Annotated in this window: 12 protein-coding genes; 3 read left to right on the top strand and 9 right to left on the bottom strand. The window is 44.1% G+C overall.

Annotation, left to right across the window (positions count from 1 at the left end; genetic code table 11):
- Nucleotides 1–352 precede the first annotated feature (352 nt).
- A complete protein-coding gene (locus tag A0125_RS13355) occupies nucleotides 353–3,193 on the bottom strand; it encodes an alpha/beta hydrolase family protein (protein ID WP_197464882.1) in 2,841 nt (946 codons plus the stop codon).
- A gap of 216 nt (nucleotides 3,194–3,409) precedes the next feature.
- Between A0125_RS13355 and argH the strand changes: the two genes are divergently transcribed.
- Nucleotides 3,410–4,744, top strand: a complete 1,335-nt coding sequence (argH, locus tag A0125_RS13350) for an argininosuccinate lyase (RefSeq protein ID WP_066757181.1) — start codon at nucleotides 3,410–3,412, stop codon at nucleotides 4,742–4,744.
- A 130-nt stretch (nucleotides 4,745–4,874) separates the two neighbouring features.
- Here argH and A0125_RS13345 read toward each other — a convergent pair whose 3' ends face one another.
- The 7 genes from A0125_RS13345 to A0125_RS13315 all read right to left on the bottom strand — a co-directional run bounded on the left by A0125_RS13345 (nucleotide 4,875) and on the right by A0125_RS13315 (nucleotide 15,674).
- The gene (locus tag A0125_RS13345; RefSeq protein WP_066757178.1) at nucleotides 4,875–6,476 is read right to left on the bottom strand and encodes a calcineurin-like phosphoesterase C-terminal domain-containing protein; all 1,602 of its coding nucleotides are present in this window, start codon (nucleotides 6,474–6,476) and stop codon (nucleotides 4,875–4,877) included.
- 13 nt (nucleotides 6,477–6,489) lie between these two features.
- Nucleotides 6,490–7,926, bottom strand: a complete 1,437-nt coding sequence (locus A0125_RS13340) for a hypothetical protein (protein WP_066757175.1) — start codon at nucleotides 7,924–7,926, stop codon at nucleotides 6,490–6,492.
- Between the two features lie 11 nt (nucleotides 7,927–7,937).
- Complete coding sequence (locus tag A0125_RS13335) at nucleotides 7,938–11,108, bottom strand: SusC/RagA family TonB-linked outer membrane protein (RefSeq protein WP_066757172.1); 3,171 nt, start codon at nucleotides 11,106–11,108, stop codon at nucleotides 7,938–7,940.
- A 112-nt stretch (nucleotides 11,109–11,220) separates the two neighbouring features.
- Nucleotides 11,221–12,162, bottom strand: coding sequence for a FecR family protein (locus A0125_RS13330; protein WP_066757164.1), 942 nt, complete (start codon nucleotides 12,160–12,162; stop codon nucleotides 11,221–11,223).
- Between the two features lie 109 nt (nucleotides 12,163–12,271).
- The gene (locus A0125_RS13325; protein ID WP_066757162.1) at nucleotides 12,272–12,880 is read right to left on the bottom strand and encodes an RNA polymerase sigma factor; all 609 of its coding nucleotides are present in this window, start codon (nucleotides 12,878–12,880) and stop codon (nucleotides 12,272–12,274) included.
- A 166-nt stretch (nucleotides 12,881–13,046) separates the two neighbouring features.
- Nucleotides 13,047–14,558 carry a TlpA disulfide reductase family protein gene (locus A0125_RS13320; protein ID WP_066757157.1) on the bottom strand — a complete coding sequence of 504 codons (1,512 nt, stop codon included), beginning with the start codon at nucleotides 14,556–14,558 and terminating at the stop codon, nucleotides 13,047–13,049.
- A gap of 48 nt (nucleotides 14,559–14,606) precedes the next feature.
- Nucleotides 14,607–15,674 carry an aldose epimerase family protein gene (locus A0125_RS13315; protein WP_066757155.1) on the bottom strand — a complete coding sequence of 356 codons (1,068 nt, stop codon included), beginning with the start codon at nucleotides 15,672–15,674 and terminating at the stop codon, nucleotides 14,607–14,609.
- A gap of 147 nt (nucleotides 15,675–15,821) precedes the next feature.
- On the opposite strand from A0125_RS13315, the gene A0125_RS13310 reads away from it, so the two are divergent.
- Nucleotides 15,822–17,168 (top strand): deoxyguanosinetriphosphate triphosphohydrolase, encoded by a 1,347-nt coding sequence (locus A0125_RS13310; protein ID WP_066757153.1) that lies wholly within the window; start codon nucleotides 15,822–15,824, stop codon nucleotides 17,166–17,168.
- A 31-nt stretch (nucleotides 17,169–17,199) separates the two neighbouring features.
- On the top strand, nucleotides 17,200–19,317 hold the full coding sequence (gene topB / locus A0125_RS13305) for a type IA DNA topoisomerase (RefSeq protein WP_066757143.1): 2,118 nt from the start codon (nucleotides 17,200–17,202) through the stop codon (nucleotides 19,315–19,317).
- A 5-nt stretch (nucleotides 19,318–19,322) separates the two neighbouring features.
- On the opposite strand, the gene A0125_RS13300 is transcribed toward topB, so the two are convergent.
- The gene (locus A0125_RS13300) at nucleotides 19,323–20,450 is read right to left on the bottom strand and encodes an acyloxyacyl hydrolase (RefSeq protein WP_231863232.1); all 1,128 of its coding nucleotides are present in this window, start codon (nucleotides 20,448–20,450) and stop codon (nucleotides 19,323–19,325) included.
- Nucleotides 20,451–20,511: the final 61 nt, after the last annotated feature.

Genomic DNA, 20,511 nt, shown 5'->3' with positions numbered 1-20,511 from the left:
ACGTGGTGGCGGCAGATAAAATACCGTTAAAAGGAAAAAGCTTGTCTTAGGATCAGACAAGCTTTTCATCAAAAACTAGTTTATAATTGGATAGCATGAATTTCGTGTAAGTTTTAAGACTTTTTAGGTCTATCAAGTTTAAAGTTTACTGCTGGTAGTAATGAGTAAGGGTTAGCTTACTCAGATTTCTTTTTCATCTCCCTTTACATCACAAACATAGGGTTTTGAATTAGACCTCACAAACTAAAACGCAAAAAAAAGTGAGTGATTACTTTTAGTGCTTTATGCCTTCTCCATGTATTTTCAGCTAAATCGTATAAAGCAACGTTTAATCGCCCGCTGAATTGTTTTTTTAAAATGCGCGATCTTCCAAATGTTTGTCCATATCCAAGTAATCGATACCTTTTTCCCACCAGTCGGGAGAAGTTGCGCCCTTCAGATAATGATCGAAAAACTCCATCATACGCACGGCATAGTCTTTTTTGTTTACCTCTTTCGCCAGGCCGTGATTCTCCCCATTGTAGGTTAGCATCGTTACTGGTTTCTGCAATCGTCGTAGTCCATTGAAGTATTCTATGCCTTGCGTATAATCTACCGCACCATCTTTATCGTTGTGCAAAATCACCAATGGCGTATTCACATTTTTGATATGATAGATGGGAGAATTCCGTGTATAAGCATCCCAGTTGTCCCAATATCCGGTTGTCAACCTTCCTTGTGACGATTCAAAAATACTCTGATTTGTAGAGCCAGAATTCCAATAAATCAAGCTATACATACTAATCATATTTGTCAGCGGAGCTCCGGCAACAGCCGCTTTGAAGATATCTGTTTGCGTGATAAGAAAAGAAGTCTGGTATCCGCCCCAAGAGTGACCGTGAATACCAACGCGTTGTTCATCTACGATCCCAGTTGCGATAGCGGCTTTTACGGCAGGTACTACGCAAGCCACGGCAGACATACCAGGATCATTCAATTTATAAGCAATATCGGGCATCAGCACGGCATATCCGTTGCTATTATAAACGGCGCGATTAAATCCTCCGCCAGGAAAAGCTGGGTTAGAATAACTATTCGTCCCATCTGTCAAACGCTCGTAGATATAGGTAATGGTCGGATACGAATTGCCTTCCACATAATTGGCCGGTAAGAAAAGTGTAGCTTGCAGCGTATCACCAAAATCATTCACATAGCTAATCAGTTTCGCGCCGCTGGATAGCGCAAAATCATCTTTGTTGGGCGTATTGCTGGTGAGCTTGCGGATGTTATGGAAGCTGGCATTCTCTGCAATGTAGAGCTCTGGAGCTGTTGTATTATTCTCTTTTGCAAAAAATAAGTGTTTAGCTTGTTTTGGTTTGATGATGTACGAATATAGGTCGTCCGACTGTTGCAATATTTCAAGTTTATTGCTTCCTGATTTCAACAGTCCAAGGCCGGAGCGTTTGTCCGCTTCGTTGAACACCATGAAGTATTGATCCTTCTTCGTATCGGTAAAATCATCATCAGGATACAAGTTGGACAAAAGTCGATTAGCAGTCCATTGTTGGTCTTTCCAATGATCGGTTAGCATCAAGGCCGATTTGCCATCTGTAGATACTTTCCACAGGTCGAAGTTGTCTCTCAGGAAAACATATTTACTATCCGAAGTCCAACCAAAATTTGGCGTACCCGGTTTTTCCACATTATTATCCACTTTTTCGGCGATAAAGCTGGCTTTGATCTTGTCGGTCAAGTTTGTAGAAGCTAGACTGCTCGTGTTCAGGTTGTGGTAATGACCATTCTGATAGTACAAAAGATATTTGCCATCTGGCGAAAAAGAAAGGTTGCGTAGTGCATTGAGGTATAGCTTTTCAATAGCCTTACGACTTTGACCAGTCGCGACATCTACCAGATACAGGTCGGCAAACTGCTGCCCATCCAAGCTAGATGCCATCTCGTACGGCGTGTAATCGAGTGCATAACCTAGATCTTGATTTGGTGCTAGCGCAATGCTCTTGCGCGCGCTGTCTGCGAGTGATACAAATTGCTTCGTCTTTATGTGATAGGCCGATTGTACGGTGTAGTTTTTATCGCGGTTCGACTGTGTGCGCTGAGCCGATTGTAATCTTTTATCCTGCCAGTTCCAAATGATCATGTCTGGCTTCTCGGCATCCTTGTCGGATTTTGGTGCCGGTTTTTTAGTGGCAATTTGGGTAGAATCTTGCGCTGTACTATCCGCCGCCGCTTTGTTTTCTGTCTTTTCTAGTTTGGCGATGCCAAAGAAGATCGTGTTGAGGTCTTTGGACCAATATGGGCTACTGTTTTCGCTGATGCCAAAGCCTGCGCTGATTTCTTTTTCATCCAATCCGGTATAGCTAATGATGTTGGAGGCGTTTCCCTTGATATCTTTCACACCGATCAAGGTATATACGGGCGTCTTGTAGGCTTTATCGGTTTTGGCTTTTAGCAAGGCTAATGCTGTACCTTCCTTGTTCCAGTTGATTTTGCTGTAGGTTGCTTTGTCGTTATCCAAAGCGTAGGTTGTACCTGTTTGCATATCACGTAAGAATACACCATTTCCGTTTTTGTTATTTGCATCAATGGTATATGCCAAGTATTGTCCTGATTTGTTGAATTGATACTCATGGACATTACCGATGTTGAACGTTTGCTTGTTCTGCACATTGTATAACACCAAGTCACTTCCTTTGGCGGCGTCCGGACCTTTTGGGCCATCACCCACCGACTCAAATCTTACCGCTAGCCAGTTGCCACTTTCATTCGAAAATTCGAATGATCTTGTCCTGTCGAATACAATGCTACTGGTATCTTTTACCGTTACCAGACGTAACGTTTTAAAGTTTGGTTTTTTCGCTTTTTCGTTGGACTTGATGGTTGTGTATGGCGCCGATTCCAGAAATGCGACGTGCGTAGAAGATTCATTGAAACGAATTGGCCCTGTTTCTCCACCTATTTTGTACTGATATGCTGTCGTATCAAAAGCACTTTTTAATCGCAAATGCAGATCACCTTGAGTGGGTCCATCCGCATACGCGTACCACTTTGCATCATTGGAAATGGTCATTACATTCATCCGCAGATATTCCCATTGAGGGATGTCTTTCCACGTGATTGGTGGTTTATTTTCTTGTGCTTTTACAACTAAAGCTGCGGATATTAGCACGCCCAATAGTATACCGTGATTTAATTTCATAGAGAGGTAATCGTTGATCATTATTTTTGGATTTTCGAATATATTGAATTTTAATTCTTTTTCTATTAGGTATCAGCAAGGTTACCGGCTCGAAACAATTGATTTAACGATCTGCAATTGGTACTTTTGGTGGATTTAACATGATCCTTCGACCGGTTTATCTGGCAAAAGCCAACATTATTTCTGGTGCGCAGGACAGAAGCATGATTTTATACTATGAAGATTTGGCAAAAGAATATAGACGTTGACACATTTGTAGAAAACTTTACCGTAGGCAATGACCGGGCAATGGATATGCATTTGGCAGGCGCTGATGTGTTAGGATCTCTTGCACATACGCAGATGCTACATAGCATCGGCTTGATGACTACCGAAGATCTTGCTGCGGTGCAAGGTGAGCTAAAAAAGATTTATCAGGAAATTCTGAATGGCAACTTCGAGATTGAAGCTGTGGTAGAAGATGTGCATTCGCAGATCGAGATGTTGCTCACACAGCGCGTAGGCGAAGCCGGGAAAAAAATACATTCTGGTCGCTCTCGCAATGATCAAGTACTGGTAGATCTAAAATTGTATTTCCGGACGGAGATCGAAAGTATGGTTTCGCACACCGAAGGATTGTTTCGCCAATTGATCGAGTTGAGTAACACGCATCGCGATGTGCTAATGCCAGGCTATACGCATTTGCAGATTGCCATGCCTTCGTCGTTTGGCTTATGGTTTGGAGCGTATGCCGAAAGCTTGGTCGATGATTTGCATTTGATGAAAGCCGCTTGGCAAGTGTGCAATAAGAATCCTTTGGGTTCGGCTGCCGGTTACGGTTCTTCGTTTCCGCTAGATCGCACCATGACGACTCGTTTGCTAGGTTTCGAAGAGCTAACCTACAATGTGGTATATGCGCAAATGGGGCGCGGTAAAACGGAGCGCATTCTGGCGCAAGCCATGAGTTCTATTGCAGCCACACTGGCCAAATTCGCGATGGATGTGTGTTTGTTTATCAATCAAAATTTTGGGTTTATTTCTTTTCCAGCTCATCTCACGACTGGGTCGAGCATTATGCCGCATAAGAAAAATCCTGATGTGTTTGAGTTGATTCGCTCACGGTGCAATAAGATTCAGGCTTTGCCTAATGAGATTGCTTTGATGACTACTAATCTTCCTGTGGGTTACCACCGCGATCTACAATTGTTGAAGGAAAATCTCTTTCCAGCGTTCCAGTCACTCAAAGACTGCTTAGAGATTGCTACTTTTATGCTTCAGCATATCGATATTAAAAAAGATATATTGGAAGATCCGAAATATGATTACCTTTTTAGTGTAGAAGTAGTAAACAATGAAGTGCTGCAAGGAATTCCATTCCGCGAAGCATACAAAAATATTGGTTTAGCGATTGAAGAAGGAACATTCAGTCCGGAGAAATCCGTGAATCATACCCACGAAGGCAGTATTGGCAATTTGTGTAATGATCAGGTAGTTCGTTTGTTCGAAGAAGCAAAATCTTCATTTGGCTTTGAGCAGGTAGAGCAAGCGTTGAATAATTTGTTAGCAGATTAAACAGTGCAATAAGCTTTTATACGAAAGAGGGCAGTCTATCCACAGGCTGCCCTCTTTGCTATAAAAGTTCTACACAACGACGCTTTGTGTCGGCTTTCCAAGTCCTTTTCAGGCGGCGCCTTTTATCCGATTACTTTAGATCCGGATAATCCTTCGTCGGTTCGATGCGGTAGGTACTCGTCGCTTCGTGTACACGACCGTAATCATCTGTTGCCCGTACTTTAATTTTATGTTCGCCCACGGCCAAGTCAACCGGTAATCCGACGCGCCACAAATGCGTGCTAGTCATGCCATCCGTCGGACGACGACCCGGAAGCAACGTATCCAGATTGTCCCAAGGATATAAAATTGCAGAATATGCGGGGTCGATTGTTCTGGCCGGTACCATCTTTTCCCATTTGCCACCATCGATGGCAAATTCGACTTTATTTCCATGATGACCCATAAAGAAGTTAGCAAAAATTGCTGCGCGTGTGCGTTTCCCTTGCCCAACTACTTTCGGGTGGTACAAGTTGATCTGATAGGTAGAATCTTTGCCCGATGGCTTGTAGCTTATGCGGTAATCATGTTTGTTGAAATCCACAAACGCATACCCATTTGGCGTGCCATCGCGCATTGTTGCCGCTGGTACACCGCGCTCATCCAATTCGCCGCTGTACCAATCTCCTGACGTGGTACCCGCGTTATATTCATGATGCGGTTTCTCCTGTTGCCATCCATCTGCTTTTCCGTAAAAATGCTGTGTCTGCGTATGCATGTGTGCAGAAAGCGACAAGGTGTGCGGATAGTCTTTCAATAGATCAAACAGACGCTGTCTATCTTCCGCGCGGAAGGTATCGCCATTGCGATGCTCCAACGGGATATGGAATGCCAAAACAATTAATTTGGAATGATCTACATGCTTCAGGTCGTTCTCTACGAAATCCAATTGATCTTTGCGGAAACCGCCCAAATACCCTTTTCCGGTTCGTGGATTTGGGTAACGCACATTATCCAATACGATAAAATGCACATGGCCGTAATTGAAGGAGTAATTGGCTGGGCCAAAGTTTCTCTCAAAAGTTTCATCCGATAAACTATCTGCAGTCACATCATAGTTCATGTCGTGATTGCCTTTTAAATTGTACCAAGGCAAGCCGATGCGGGCAATACTAGAGCGGTAGGATGGATGCAAGCTCAGATCGTCGCCTACCAAATCTCCTAAACTCAAACCGAAAGCCACATTCTGTATGCCGACCACCTCATCCACAATCGCACGATTAAAAAAAGTCATTTCTTGTGCCGTATATGCTTGTGGATCGCCAAATAGCAACATACGAAATTCTTCTTTCTCTACATTTTTATGTAGAGCAAAGTCAATCGACTTTGGCAATGGCCCGGTTGGATCCACACCGGCATAGGTCAATTCCTTTGGCGAACCTTTGGGTTTGTGGATGTAGTAAGATTTGTGCAAATAATGCTCGTTTAGAGGGACTGTATATCCGCTTGGTTTGATGACAAATACAATATTGTCTTCGCCAACAGGAAGTTCATAATTTCCTTTTGCATCGGTCAATACGACTTGTACACCATTACTCACAGCTACTTGGGCAACGCCTTGCTCACCTTTGTCCCATTTTCCATTTTTGTTGAGGTCTTCATAAACCTTGCCTTTGGCCAATTCTTGTGCATTGCCTGTTAGCGCCGCGAATACTAAGCCCATAGCCAATAGGCCAAATAGATTCTTCTTCATAGTTTTTAATAGATTATTTAATGAATGGCATCACGTAAGGCGATGCTTTATGTTGAACCAATACCTTATTCATATCATAGGCCATCGTCACGATGCCGTTCGCACGATCGTAGGTGAAATCGTCCAATCCTCGGTTGGTTGGGATGAAATCTGGAATGATCGCTTTGATATGTTGCTCGCTCACGTTGCGGTTGTTCAACTGCTCGCGTTCCGAAACCGGGAAACGAATACCCAAGTCCGTCATTCTTCGCCCTTCCGCAATAAAGATTTCTTGGCGTAGTAAATAGATCAGATATAGTGCGTCATCTTGCGTTTGTATGGCATCGATTTCTACATTGGTGATGTGCGTACCTGATACCGAGTAAGCCGGAATAGTTCCTTTGGAACGATCTAAAACAAAGCCAGAAATAGCTGGGCTTTGCGCATCGAACTTAACCTGCACGGCCGTTATCGGATAATCGGTTCTATTACCACCATTACGCGTGTCGTTCTTGTCATTAAGCGGCGTTACTGGCCTTTTGCTCACCGTATTGCTCAATAAATCTTTCAACGTTTGCTTTACCGCGGTCAAATTATTTTGTACGGCTTGCGCTTCCGCCAAGATCAGGTACGCTTCTTCGGCTTTGGCAATAGCAATAGGCTTCTCGTCATCGAAGATATTGCTGGTTTGGTGAAAATACTTCGGATCTAAAAAGTCCAATCGTGGCAGCGGAGCAAACCAGTTGGTGGTATTTGAAAAAATAGCGCTTTGGAAGTTGTTCGATGGTCCATTTTGCGTACCATATCTTACTTGACGTAGCAGCAGTGGTGTCGCTACGATTTGAGTAGCAAAGTTGGCGGCTTCGGTCCTATTTCCTAAACCATAATGACAACGTGCAATTAACAAGGTGCAGGCGTTCTTATCGGCCGAATCACTATACAGTGTAGATGCTTCGTTGAGCAGTGCAATGGCCAGATTACGTAGTTCCACCGGCGATTTTACTTCGCCCAATACCGTCGTAGGCAATCCTACGTACAAGTCAGCTCCTAAAATATGGGCATATGCTTTAGAAAAGAGGAGCTCCGCACGGATTTGCTGATCTGCTGGCGTATCAGAAAAGGTAAATTTGGTTAATCCAAATTCGCTCATCTCCAACAGCTTTTGAATGTTTGCCTGAATATTCGTGACGTCACGATCAAAGTGGTTGATCTCTGGATTGTCAAAAACCTTACTACTTTGTGTGTAATTGTTGAAATAATTGTCCGAAACGATTTCGGTAAACTCCACCACCGTACCCACGGTCAGGCTTGTTTGGCGACGTACGCCGTTGAGCCAAGTCGGCAATGATTGTTGTCCGTCGATAAAACGATCTTCGGTCACGTATGGATTTTCTACTTCGAAAAGTTCGCAAGAGCTTAGCAATAAGCTAGCGCCCGCTAATAGATATAAAGGATTGAATGCTAATTTCATGGTATTATTTCTTAAAAGGACATTTTAACAGAGATCAAATATTGTCTAGGTGCGGAGTAAGTCGCGTAAGAAATACCGCCCGTCGTTGCGCGACCTTGACCTTGTGCCGATCCACTAATGGTCGCTTCTGGATCAAAGCTGGATGTCGCAAAGTTGAATGGATTCATCACCGTACCGCTCACGACCATGCTTTTCGCAAAAGAACGGATCATTTGCTGTGGCAATGTATAACTTGCTCCAATCGTTCTGATCTTGATATAATCGGTTTTCTCTACGAACATATTCGTGAATTGCAACCAACGGGTCCGCTTGAATTCCGAGTTGATTTCCCCTTGGGGAATACCTTCATCGCCAGCGCCGTAATTGTATCTAAATTGACTGTCCCAATTGTTGGCATAAGCGCCTTGTTGGTAATCTGCATTAGCAAATAGGTTAAGTGATTTCCATTGGAAGTTGACGCCCATGCTACCGAAAAGATCTGGAATTGTGGTGCCCAGATTTTGCAATGGGGTGGTGCTTTCCAACACACCATCTTCACCAAATACGCCATAGGCACCGCGAATAAATCCGATGGGATAACCTTCCTGTACCACGGTCTGTATCGTACGCTCACTAAATCCAGCCAAGTTGAATGGCGCAGCTCCGTTAGAAGACAATACTTTGTTGTACAAGGTATTTACCGCTAGATTGAAACGAAGGGAAGTGTTTTCTTTCTGAATCGCGACAATTTGCGTCGAGAATTCCAAGCCACGATTCAGGATCGTGCCGACATTTCTAAGCGCTAATGCTTCGCCTGTAGAAGGTGCTGCTGGTACAGAAAACAAAGCATCATTCGTTACCGCATGATACAAGCCAGCCGACAAAGTAATGCGGTCTTTCCAGAAACCTAAATCCAAACCTGCTTCAAATGTAGTCGTTTTCTCTGGGCGTAAGTCTACACCCGGCATACCAAACATCGCCGCTTGACTACCCAAATATCCCGCGAAACTCACCGTTCTCAAATTCAGGAAAGCCGGTGGAAAGTTCCCTGCTACACCATAGTTACCACGCAATTTGGCAGAAGGTAAAAAGGGAAGGTTTTCGCTCCACCAACTTTCTGACGAAGGAATGTAGGAGAATCCGACTTTCGGATAGTACTGCACACCGATATCTTTGCCGAAGGCACTATTACCATCGCCACGAAGACCCAAATCCAAGAAGAGTTTGTTTTTCCAACCCAGGTTCGTCTGTGCGTACACACCATAGTTTACCACTTCGTCTACGAAGTTATCACTGCTCGTAGCGATCGCTTCGCGAATGGTTCTTGCGCCATCGCGCACATTCGTACCATTGTAAGCCACTTGCTTATCTTCGTTACGAAATAGCTGACCACCGACGGTCGTTACTGCAGAAAAGTCGCCGATCTCCGCGCGATGTTGTCCGTTTAATTCCAAGGTCAATCCCCAGAATTTCCGTTCGCCATTATTGATGCTTCCACGATCCGTAGTCAAGTTACCCGTAGTGTGCGTTAGGTATTCGTTGGTTTGAATCGTTTGGTTGCGCACCACACGATAATCGATACCACCGACCGCTTTAATGTTGATGTTGTGAACGGGTTTATATTGGAAGGTTTGCCCGGTTTGAAAGCGATTCACCACAATCTCATTATCTTGCAGTCGTTCTGCGTTGTGTACAAAAGTTTTCATCTTTTCAAATTCCTCCTCAGATAGATCATCAATTCGCGGATTGAATCTTGGCGTTGGGCCAGTTACCGCCGAAGCACCACTTTCGGCAAACCACAATCCGGTGTATCCACCTTGGTTACCATTCCGTGTACGCTTGAAGCTGTTGTTGACGAAAGAGAAACTACTTTCATACGATACTTTTTCGTGCAGTTCGGCTTTGAATCCTGTGCGCAGGTCAAAACGCTTGTTTTGGTTTTGCTTGAATAACTGTACACCCGAACTGTTGAGGTACGCACCGGTTACGCTGTATCCTACTTTTCCGCTGTTGCCATTCACGGCCACATTATAGCGTTGGAAAAGTCCTGGCTCAAACAAGAGTTCCTTCGTCCGTTGGAAATGTAGGAAATCCGTTGTTGCACGTTCCGCACCTAGCGTCGCCTCGGCCGATACGCTGGTGCGATCTGCGCCACCTTTTTTGGTAAAAATCTGAATCACACCGTTGGCGGCATCCGAGCCATATAAAGTCGTAGCCGCACCTCCGTTTACATATTCAACGCGTTCGATATTATCGATCGGAATATCAGCCAACGCACTCACGCCAGCACCTTGTGCGCTACCGCCACCAATCGCCGAAGCGGTATTTAGATTATCCATACGCACACCATCAACATATATCACGGGCGTAGAATTCATAAAAGCAGAAACGACACCGCGCGCGCGAATGATGGAAGTCGCGCCAGATTGTCCACCCGTTAGGCGGATCTGCGCATTCGGGAGTTTTGATTGTAGGAGTTGGTCGAAACGTGTGGCTGGAACTTTCGCCAACTCGTCGCCGCCAATGCTGGCAATGTTCGTAGAAAGCCTTCTTTTATTGATGTCAAGACCTTGACCAGTGATCACTACTTCATCCAATCCGAAAAGATCTTGTGCAAGGTCAATTTCCAGTTTTTGTGATAAGCTACTGCGCGAAACGGTAATATCTTTGGTTTTATATCCCATAAAGCTTACGCGAATGATCCAGCTTTCTGCCGCTGGAAGATCCAGCTTAAAATTTCCATCTACTCCCGCTTTGATGGATCTATTTTTAGCCACCACCGCAATCGTGGCTTCCGATACAGGTTGGCGCGTCAGCTCGTCGCGTACGATACCGCGAAGTACTGCTTGTTGTTGGGATTGGCTTCGTGTTTCCACTTTTGGCGCTGGGATTTCACTCGATGCGTGCAACAGAATAATATCGCCTTTGATTTGGTAGGCGATATCCGTGCCGCGTAGCAACTCTTCCAGCATCCGCGGTAGCGAATGATTTTTATCGTAGCTAGCCGCTTTTTTTCCGATCAGGATCTCTTTGTCGTAGACCAATCGTTTGTTAGCATTCTTGGCGATATTCTCCAAAGTGACAAGCAAAGCACTCCCGTCTGCCTGCGTAGTGTACGTGGAGAAGGTTCTCAGCATCTTACCTTGTGTGGGAGCAGCCCCTAAAAGGCAGGCTCCGGTAAGCAGCAATAGGTAACTTTTCATTTTTTGTGGTTGATGTTTGTTGTTTGATTAATAAGGATTGAAGTGGTGTATTTGGCAAGATTATATAGTTTGCGCGCGATCCAGCCGGGGTACAAGCACTCTGTCCAGTTTGTTATTTGGATTGAATAATTATTTTTCCATTTTCCTGTCGGTAGGTGGTTCCGGTAGCTAAGCAGATCATCTCCAAAATGTCTTCCATATCATCTTCTGCGGTGAATTCGCCAGAAAATTTGTGATCGTCGGCTAAGGATGGTTCGAGAATAATATCGATGCCGTAGCGTTGCTGTAGCTTTTGGGCAATATTTTGGAAGTTGTCATCATGGAATAGCAGAGAACCCGATTTAGCTGCCTGATGTATATAATGCCTTACTTGATCGTCCGTCTTGCTGTACACCAAACTGTCGGCCGCGATTAAGGTGTATCTTTTACTTGGATCATGCAGCGAGGATACGGCCACTTTTCCAGTTTTTACAGCGATGTGCCACAGCGATTCGTTTTCGTAAGAACGAATGCGAAATGAAGTACCCAATACTTCGGTTTGCATCGCCGATCCTTTAATCCTAAAAGGTCGGGAAGCATCTTTCTGCACTTGAAAGAAAACCTCTCCGGTGACGAAATGAATAGTACGTGCGGTATCCGACTGAAACTCTGGCCCAACTTCTACCTGCGAATTTTCCTCTAAGAAGATGGTCGAACCATCGGCTAGTGTGATGTGCTTCGTTTCGTCAGCACTTGTTTGATAGATGAGGCGCTCCGGTTGAAAGAAATGATAGAGACCAAAGGTCAGAAGTAGCGAAGCAGCAGCGGTGGCCGCTGCACTCCAGATGGAGATGCGGTTATTCCCTGTTTTTGGCTCGTCATAATACACCTTACGGGTTGCTTCCTCGATGTGTAGCCACATCTTTTCGCGGATGGCTTTCTGTTCATCTTGGTTATGTGGTAGCGGTTTTTTTGCTAAATGCGAAAGCCATTGTCGCAACGCCTCCGTTTGCCTTAAGGTGTTTCTCTTTTTAAGGTAGTTTTCTACGATTTGCTGAATTTCTTTCCGCTGCATATAAGTACTGTTCGTTACTTATAAGTCTAGAAAAGGTAGGGGGAGGACTAGTACGCTGTGTTATGAAATCGTTACCTATCTATTAAAGATTGCTGCGCGAATGTTTGGCTTACAATTGGTTAAGGAAAACTGCTGCCGCCAAATAGGCCGCATCACCTAATTGGGTGCGCAATTTGCGTCGAGCGGCAGCCAAATGATTTTTTACGGTAGCCTCTGAAATGAGCAATTTTTCCGCGATTTGCGGAATAGAAAGGCATTCTACGGTACGTAGATAAAAAACCTGTCGCATTTTTTCGGGTAATAGTTTGACCTGTCTGTCGATTTCCTCTTGCAATTCTTGCACAAGAATTGGATCTACGGCTTCTGCAAAGCTATCTACTAAAGCGTTTTCTAATGGAATGTTTCGCTTGTTATAACTTAATTTGGTCTGCAGTCGGGTGAGGGTTTTGTAACGAACAGCTCCAAAGAGGTAATGGTCGATGTTGGCGTGGATTTGCAGTTCGTGGCGCCGATCCCAAATGTTGATAAAGACTTCCTGCACCACATCTTGGGCATCATCATTATCCTTTAGTAAATGGTAAGCAAGTCGGTACAATCGTTCCCAGTTACGCTGAAAAATGATGGATAGTTGTGCATGAGTCAGCACATGGGACGTCGTCAAATCCAGCGAATTATCTAAGTCGCTGATATGATCTTCATGGGTAGGTGATACGAGCATATATCACAAAGATCGTAAGCATAGATTAAGGGAAAATTAAAAGTGCGTAAGGATACTGTTATAAGTTTGTTGTCTAATATATTCGTTTTGATCACAGCAAAAAAATCCTCCGGAAGAATTCTTCCAGAGGATTTTTTGATACGTTCAATACGTTATGTCAGCTTGCTTAACCGCGTTTTGCTAATGCGATCTTAGTGTCTAATTCTTTTACTAATTTCTCTACATTGCTTTCTGATCCAGAGTTTTGGAACCGGATAAAGCCTTCTTTGTCGATGATCACCTTGGCTGGAATACCTTGGATGCCATAAGCCGTAACCGTCGCTTTTGAACGGTCTTTCATTTCATCAAATAGTACGTGAAAGTTATAGTTGTTTTTCGCGATAAACTCATCTACTAGTTCTTTGTAGTTTTCTTCGCGTTGCCAGGTGTCAATAAATAAAAACTCAACTTCATCATCATTAGCATATTTATTAACGGCTGCTTGCATGCCTGGGAATGAAACAATACATGGCCCACACCAGGTAGCCCAGAAATCCAAAACGACCACCTTACCTTTATAATCTGAAAGTGATACTTCTTTTCCTTCGCGATTGACCAAGGTAAATGCCGGCGCGGCTTCTTTGTTCATTTCCTTTTCGTACTTCGCAAAATACGCTTCCGTCATTTGCTTATCTAAGTCAGCGAGATGTGCTTCAAAATCCGCATTTTCACCGTGTATTGCTTTGTAAAGTACTTGGGCTTGTGCTACGATGCTTGAATCTTTACCATTGGCTGAGATAAACTTTTCGTACGTATCTAGCGCTTGTGCTTTATCACCTTTTTGCGCATAGGCGTTGCCCAAAGCCTTCGCGTTTTGCAAGGCGTAATATCCGCCATAGTGCGATTCTTCAAGCGAGGATTGTGTGATTGCTATGGCATCGTCATAGTTTTTCTCTTCGGTCAATAACGTCGCGTACTGCGGAGTTACTGCATTGTAATAATAAGCATTATTACTTCTATTAATTTTTGGGTCTTCCGATTGAGCAGCCGCTTTGCTGACTGTATAGGCATCTTTTAGTAGAGTAGAGAATGTACTCAAATCCTGCTTATCTTCTTCAGCCTTAGCAAAGGCATTCGAGACCGCAGGCACGTAAAAGTCAGAACCTTTTAATTGGTTTAACAGCTCGTGTGTCTTCGTCGTGTTGGACTCTTTGAGGTAGCGAGATGACAAGTGGTATATGCCTGCTTGATAGATACCGCGATCTTTTTCTGCATAATTATCTGAAGGGTACTTCGACGCCCAGGCTAAATAGCGTTGTTCTAATTCATCAGCAGTCGCTTCTTCGTTTTGATTAAATATCGTTCCATATTCTCTATCGCGCACAAACTTTCCTTGAGGAAAATCTGATTCAATAGCTGCACGAATCTCTTTGGCACGAGTGGAATCGTCCAATGCACGCTCGTAGACCATAGCGGCCAAATTGCGTTGATCTTCATCTTTCTTTAGCGCTAATACTTGCGCCTCTTGGCGTAGTAGCACGATATCCTCCTCTGCACCACTAGTGGCCAATTTATTGATTTGTGCAACAATTTCTTCATACGTAGCTCCTTCTTTTTCGGCCACTATTTCTTGCGCTGCAGCTTGCTGGAAATACAATACGGCGCTACAAGCCAGCGCTATCCATCTTATGTTTTTCATATTAAATTTTATCTTTTATAGGTTCATGTTTTCCAAATTCACCTCAATTCATGATTTATTATGAAGCGAAAATTTATATATCGTCTTAGACTGGAATTCTTGTCCTTTGTCAAGTATTACAGACGGAAATTCGGGCATGTTAGGAGAGTTGGGGAAATGTTGAGTTTCAAAACACAGCCCCGTATAGGGCGTATATGCTTTTCCGGCTTTGCCTGTATCCTTTCCGAATAAATGATTTCCAGTGTAAAAATGCACGGAAGGTTCGGAACTGAAAACCTCCAACTGAATGCCTGAAGATCCGGAGCGTGCTGTGGCCACAGGTTCTTTATCAATGCTAGTCACTACATAGCTGTGGTCAAATCCTTTGGCTACTGCCTGCTGCGGATGGCTCAAATCCAATTTGTCTGAAATGAGTGTTTCGCTTCGAAAATCAAACGGTGTATCCGCTACCTGTTCGCCCGTATTCAGAGGTATTTGATCTTCGTTGGTTGGAATGTATTGATCGGAAGGAATGCGTACATAATGATCCAGTATTTCACCTTGGCCTTCACCATGCAAATTGAAGTACGCATGATTGGTGAGATTGAGCACTGTTTTCTGATCTGTCACAGCTCTATAAGCAATTTTTAATTCGTTTTCGTCGGTCAACTCATACGATACATGCACATTGAGATTGCCCGGAAAGCCGCCTTCTCCATCGTTGGCCGTATAATAAAAGTCGACTTTATGCTGCAAGCTCACTTGACGATCCCACACACGATCATGAAACGCATCGCTACCACCGTGTAGGCAGTTGCTGCCGTTGTTTTTCTCTAGCAAATATTCTTGCCCATCAAGCTCAAAACGCGCATTTGCGATACGATTTGCATAGCGGCCAACCGTAGTGCCTAGAAATTTAGCTTCTGCATTTAAGTAATCTTCGATGTTATCAAAGCCCAAAACCACGTCCGTCGGTTCGCCCTGTTGGTTGGGCACGATTATACTTACAATCCGTGCGCCATAATCGGTCAGCGCAACCTGCATACCAGCCTGATTTTGAAGTACGATAAGATGCGTATTTTTTTCGCGGTGTTTTGTTTTGAAGCGTGCGGAATCGGGCAGGCGGTATGTGGTCATATAGGATTTTTCTGTATATTCGGAGACTAAAGATAGCGAATATTTTCAATCTTGACAAATGGCTATTGGTGTCTCAAAAGTGCTTACCTACTCATTCCCCTTATCACGATTAAACCGTATATTTGAACCTCAAAAACGATATAATACATGCAGTGGAAACAACTTTTATCGGCCAAGAGATGGGGCTACGAAACGCGCGAGCTCAACGATCAAATAGATGCGCGATCTGAGTTTCAACGGGATTATGATCGACTGATCTTTTCATCACCTTTTCGCCGATTGCAAAATAAAACGCAAGTATTTCCATTGCCCGGATCAGTGTTTGTACATAACCGTCTTACACATAGCTTAGAAGTAGCCAGCGTTGGCAGATCTTTAGGTCGGTTGTTTTACACGATGACTAAAAAAAGCAATCCAAATATTGATATCGAGGTTCCTTTCCTACAAGAGGTAGGCAATATTGTTTCGGCAGCCTGCCTGTCGCACGATTTGGGAAATCCCGCTTTCGGACATTCCGGCGAAGCCGCCATATCATCTTATTTTACAGATGGAGCTGGTCGCGAATATGAAAGTCAAGTTACGGCGGCTCAGTGGGAAGATCTAACCCATTTCGAAGGCAATGCCAATGCTTTGCGCATCTTGACACACGCTTTTAATGGTAAAGACGATAAAGGTTTTGCGCTCACCTATACCAGTCTTGCAGCTATCGTAAAATACCCTTGCCGGGCGATAGATGGGCACGTAAATGGCAATCATCACCGCAAAAAGTATGGTTTCTTTGAAGGTGAAAAACTTATTTTCGACAAAATCGCGATCGAACTGGGTTTACAAGTAGATCCAGAGAATCCAGACGGCTATCTGCGTCACCCGTTGGTATATCTGGTAGAAGCAGCCGATGATATTTGTTATAATATCATCGATCTTGAAGATGCACATCATTTGCGGATTCTGTCGTATCAAGAAGTGGAAGAATTATTATTGCCGCTTTGCGGCGATGCGAATCTGCGCGATCGACTGGATGGACTGGCTGACGAGGGCAGCCGCGTCTCTTTATTACGCGCTAAAGCCATCAATACATTGATTCATGGCTGCGCGAAGGTGTTTACCGAAAAACAAGATGAATTGTTATCTGGCACCTTTCAATCTTCATTGATGGATGCACTAGATCAGCCGTTGGTCGACCAGATGAAGCGGATTGAAGAGCTTTCAATAAAACGTATCTATAACGCACCCAATGTAGTACAGATTGAGATAGCTGGTTTTAAAGTCATGAATGCTTTGTTGGGTGAGTTTTTGCCTGCTTACCTCAAAACCAAAAAGACAAAATTCGATAAGAAAGTAGTGGCGATGATCCCAGAGCAGTTTCATACGTCGTCCGATGATGTGTATCACAAGATTCGCTCTGTGCTAGACTTCGTGTCGGGTATGACTGATGTGTATGCAGTAGATCTGTACCGCAAGATACAGGGAATCACAATTCCTTCCTTAGACTAAACACAATTCTTAGGTTTCGATACGAGAAAGCATGAAAGTAGTAATTGCGGAGAAGCCATCTGTTGCTCGGGATTTGGCGCGAGTGATGGGGGCAAAAGATATTAAAGATGGCTATATCGAAGGAAATGGTTATGCTTTTACCTATGCGTTTGGGCATTTAGTGCAATTGTGTACGCCGCAAGCGTATGGTTATCATAGCTGGGCGGCCAGCAACTTGCCGATCATTCCACCAGCATTTGCACTAGAAGTAAAAAAAGTACGTAAAGATGGTCGTCAGATCGATGATAGTGGTGCCGCCAAACAGCTAAATACCATAAAAGGCTTGTTGGACAAAGCCGAAGAAATCATTGTGGCAACGGATGCAGGGCGCGAGGGAGAATTGATCTTTCGCAATATCTATTATTACCTCAAATCGGAGGTGCCGTTCAAACGGTTGTGGATTTCCTCACAAACGGATAAGGCGATTAAAGCAGGTTTTGCAGCGTTGAAAGAAGGTACGGAGTACGATAGCTTGTATATGTCGGCACGATCTCGTTCGGAATCCGACTGGCTCATCGGTATCAATGCCACGCAAGCGATTACGCTGGCAGCCGGAAACAAAGGTTTGCTGTCTTTAGGTCGTGTGCAAACGCCGACTTTGGCCATGATTTGTGCACGTTACCTCGAAAACCTCGATTTCAAGCCGCAAGCATTTTTTAAGATTCAAGCAGGATTTGAGAAAGACGGTATATCTTTCACGGCGACATCCAATAAGTTCGATAAAAAGGAAGATGCTGACGCAAGATTCGAACAGCTCAAAGTAGGCGATAACGCTGAAGTAACGCAAGTAGAAGCCAAAGAAACGAAAGAGCAACCACCGCTATTGTACGATCTAACTACACTACAGCAGGATGCGAACAAGAAGTACGGCTATTCTGCCGATCAAACGTTGAGCATTGCGCAAACGCTGTACGAGAAAAAGGTGATTACTTATCCACGTACGGGTTCGCGGTATATCGGAGAAGATGTGTTCGAGACGATCGATCCTTTATTCCAACATTTGGCGGCTACTGCGCCAGAAAATATTGCTGCGATAAGCCGAAACCTGATCGGAGCGAAGCTAAATAGGCGTTCGGTGGACGATAAAAAAGTCACCGATCACCACGCTTTGCTCGTGACCGATGAAAAACCGGGACCGATGCCCAAAGACCAGCAGCACGTGTATGAGATGATCGCGAAGCGAATGGTCGAAAGCTTTTCCGAAATATGTATTAAAGACATTACGACCGTAGTGCTCAAAGCCGCGGATACAGAACTTATTGCCAAAGGAACGGTGATCCGTCAGTACGGATGGCGCCTGTCTGCCGAACAAGTGGAGCCCGCCGCGGAAGAAGAAAAAGGCAACGAAGATCAGGATAATGAAAATGCGCAATTGCCGAAGTTGACGACGGGGGAATGGCACACCATGCGTTCGCTAGCTTTATCGGAGCGTTTTACCAAAGCGAAGCCTGTGCATACCGAAGCTTCGCTGTTAAAGGCGATGGAAACTTCGGGCAAGGAGATCGAAGATGAGGAAATGCGGCAGGCAATGAAAGATTGTGGATTAGGAACGCCTGCTACACGTGCTGCCACGATCGAAACCTTATTTCAACGTGAGTACATCCGTCGAGAAAAGAAAAAATTGGTGCCTACTGATAAAGGATTGACGATCTACAACTTGGTAAAAGATCGCTCTATTGCAAAAGTTACGTTGACGGGTAAATGGGAACAGAAGCTCGAAGAAATGCGCGCCAATAAAGTGTCTTACGACGTCTTTATGAAGCACATCAAAGATTACACCGCGAAGATTACGGGTGAGCTGCTGCAATTGAAAATTGCGATTGCACAAGAGGAAGCCAAACCGCAGCAAAAAGGCAAAATCAAATGTCCGAAATGTGCACCGGGCAACATCCATCTCTTTGAGAAAATCGCACAATGTGATCGCTATGCGCAAGGTTGCGATTTTAAGATTTGGCGTACGTTGAATGGCGTATTCTTGGAAGAAAAGGAAATGAAAAACCTCTTGGAGAAAGGGAAAACTTCGGTGCTGAAAGGTGTGAAGAATAAGCAAGGCCAAATGGTAGAGGCGGCCTTGACATTCGAAAATCTGCGCGTTAGCCCGGTAGAATAACCGAGCTAGCGATTAAAGGTATAACCGACGGTCCATTCGATGAAATCGGCCTTGCCCATATGTGCTTTGATCGATACACCGGCATTGATATTTTGGTAGACATAATAACGTGCTCCTGCACGCAGAAAGAACTTATTGATCTCGCCGTTGAAAACTTGATTGTGGATATAGTAACCCACATTGCCATTCAGTACTAATCGTTGATTGAGCACATGCGCCAGATAAAACGAGGGTCCGCCCGAAAGTTTGGAGCCTAAATCACCTGATTTATCACCTGCGATCTCATCATCATTTCCAGATGAAGAATAGAAAAGATCCAAGCCGCCACCGATACGCCACTTATGGCTGACATGTCGGCTGGCATACGCACTTACCGTAGATTTAAAATACAGGTGATCGTTATCCTGACTTAGCTGTTTGACACCTGCGCCGTAATTAATGTGGAATAATGTCTTTCTGCTGTATGGCGGCAGATCTGTTTTGCGAGCCGATATAGGCATCGGATTGGGTTGATAATTCACCGAAATCGTTACTGGTACAAGATTTACACCAGAGTTGGGTAATGCCAATGCACCATTGGAAAAATGGTGAAAGGCGAAGCCAAGGCCAGCACGCCATTTCGGATGAAAAGCGTATTGTGCGCGAATACCGAAATCGATAAATACATTGTTCTTCGAACCAATAACAAGATTCAAAGGATTGTCCTCCTCATCAAATGGGTAAAAATTTCCTGACAAACCTAATCCAATACGATAATCATAAGACCACCGGCTATGCGCTCTTGGCGCAATAGGTGTTTGCACAAATCCGTAAACTGCGTATGGATTGCCTATGATATCATTATGGAAGGTGCTAGAATAGAATCCGATACCGTAAATGGGATTGTTGTACAATTCAAAGTACGGGTCTTTTTTGTTGCGCTGCTGCCAGCCTACTTTGAAATTGATGCCTTCATAATAGGCGTCTTGATAGGAGACACGTGCATTTTTCTGTTGCAATATACCGCCGTTTTCTACTTCTATTTCGAAAATAATAGGAGATTTTTGCCTTATGATTGAGTCATTTTGTCCGTAGACGCCATCGGCGATGACAATAAATAAAATGAAAAATAGCGTAAACGAACGATATAGCACGAATAGAATTTATTTAATAAGGCGCAAAATTACATACATTTTTAGATTTTTTTGTTTCGTT

The sequence above is a fragment of the Sphingobacterium populi genome (assembly GCF_001586775.1).
Lineage (GTDB): Bacteria > Bacteroidota > Bacteroidia > Sphingobacteriales > Sphingobacteriaceae > Sphingobacterium > Sphingobacterium populi.
This window is presented reverse-complemented; position numbering and strand designations above follow the sequence as displayed.

What these genes read in the sequence shown, in the direction of transcription:
- A0125_RS13355 (WP_197464882.1), bottom strand. Translation starts at nt 3,193, where the DNA reads ATGAAATTAAATCACGGTATACTATTGGGCGTGCTAATATCCGCAGCT.
- argH (WP_066757181.1), top strand. Translation starts at nt 3,410, where the DNA reads ATGAAGATTTGGCAAAAGAATATAGACGTTGACACATTTGTAGAAAAC.
- A0125_RS13345 (WP_066757178.1), bottom strand. Translation starts at nt 6,476, where the DNA reads ATGAAGAAGAATCTATTTGGCCTATTGGCTATGGGCTTAGTATTCGCG.
- A0125_RS13340 (WP_066757175.1), bottom strand. Translation starts at nt 7,926, where the DNA reads ATGAAATTAGCATTCAATCCTTTATATCTATTAGCGGGCGCTAGCTTA.
- A0125_RS13335 (WP_066757172.1), bottom strand. Translation starts at nt 11,108, where the DNA reads ATGAAAAGTTACCTATTGCTGCTTACCGGAGCCTGCCTTTTAGGGGCT.
- A0125_RS13330 (WP_066757164.1), bottom strand. Translation starts at nt 12,162, where the DNA reads ATGCAGCGGAAAGAAATTCAGCAAATCGTAGAAAACTACCTTAAAAAG.
- A0125_RS13325 (WP_066757162.1), bottom strand. Translation starts at nt 12,880, where the DNA reads ATGCTCGTATCACCTACCCATGAAGATCATATCAGCGACTTAGATAAT.
- A0125_RS13320 (WP_066757157.1), bottom strand. Translation starts at nt 14,558, where the DNA reads ATGAAAAACATAAGATGGATAGCGCTGGCTTGTAGCGCCGTATTGTAT.
- A0125_RS13315 (WP_066757155.1), bottom strand. Translation starts at nt 15,674, where the DNA reads ATGACCACATACCGCCTGCCCGATTCCGCACGCTTCAAAACAAAACAC.
- A0125_RS13310 (WP_066757153.1), top strand. Translation starts at nt 15,822, where the DNA reads ATGCAGTGGAAACAACTTTTATCGGCCAAGAGATGGGGCTACGAAACG.
- topB (WP_066757143.1), top strand. Translation starts at nt 17,200, where the DNA reads ATGAAAGTAGTAATTGCGGAGAAGCCATCTGTTGCTCGGGATTTGGCG.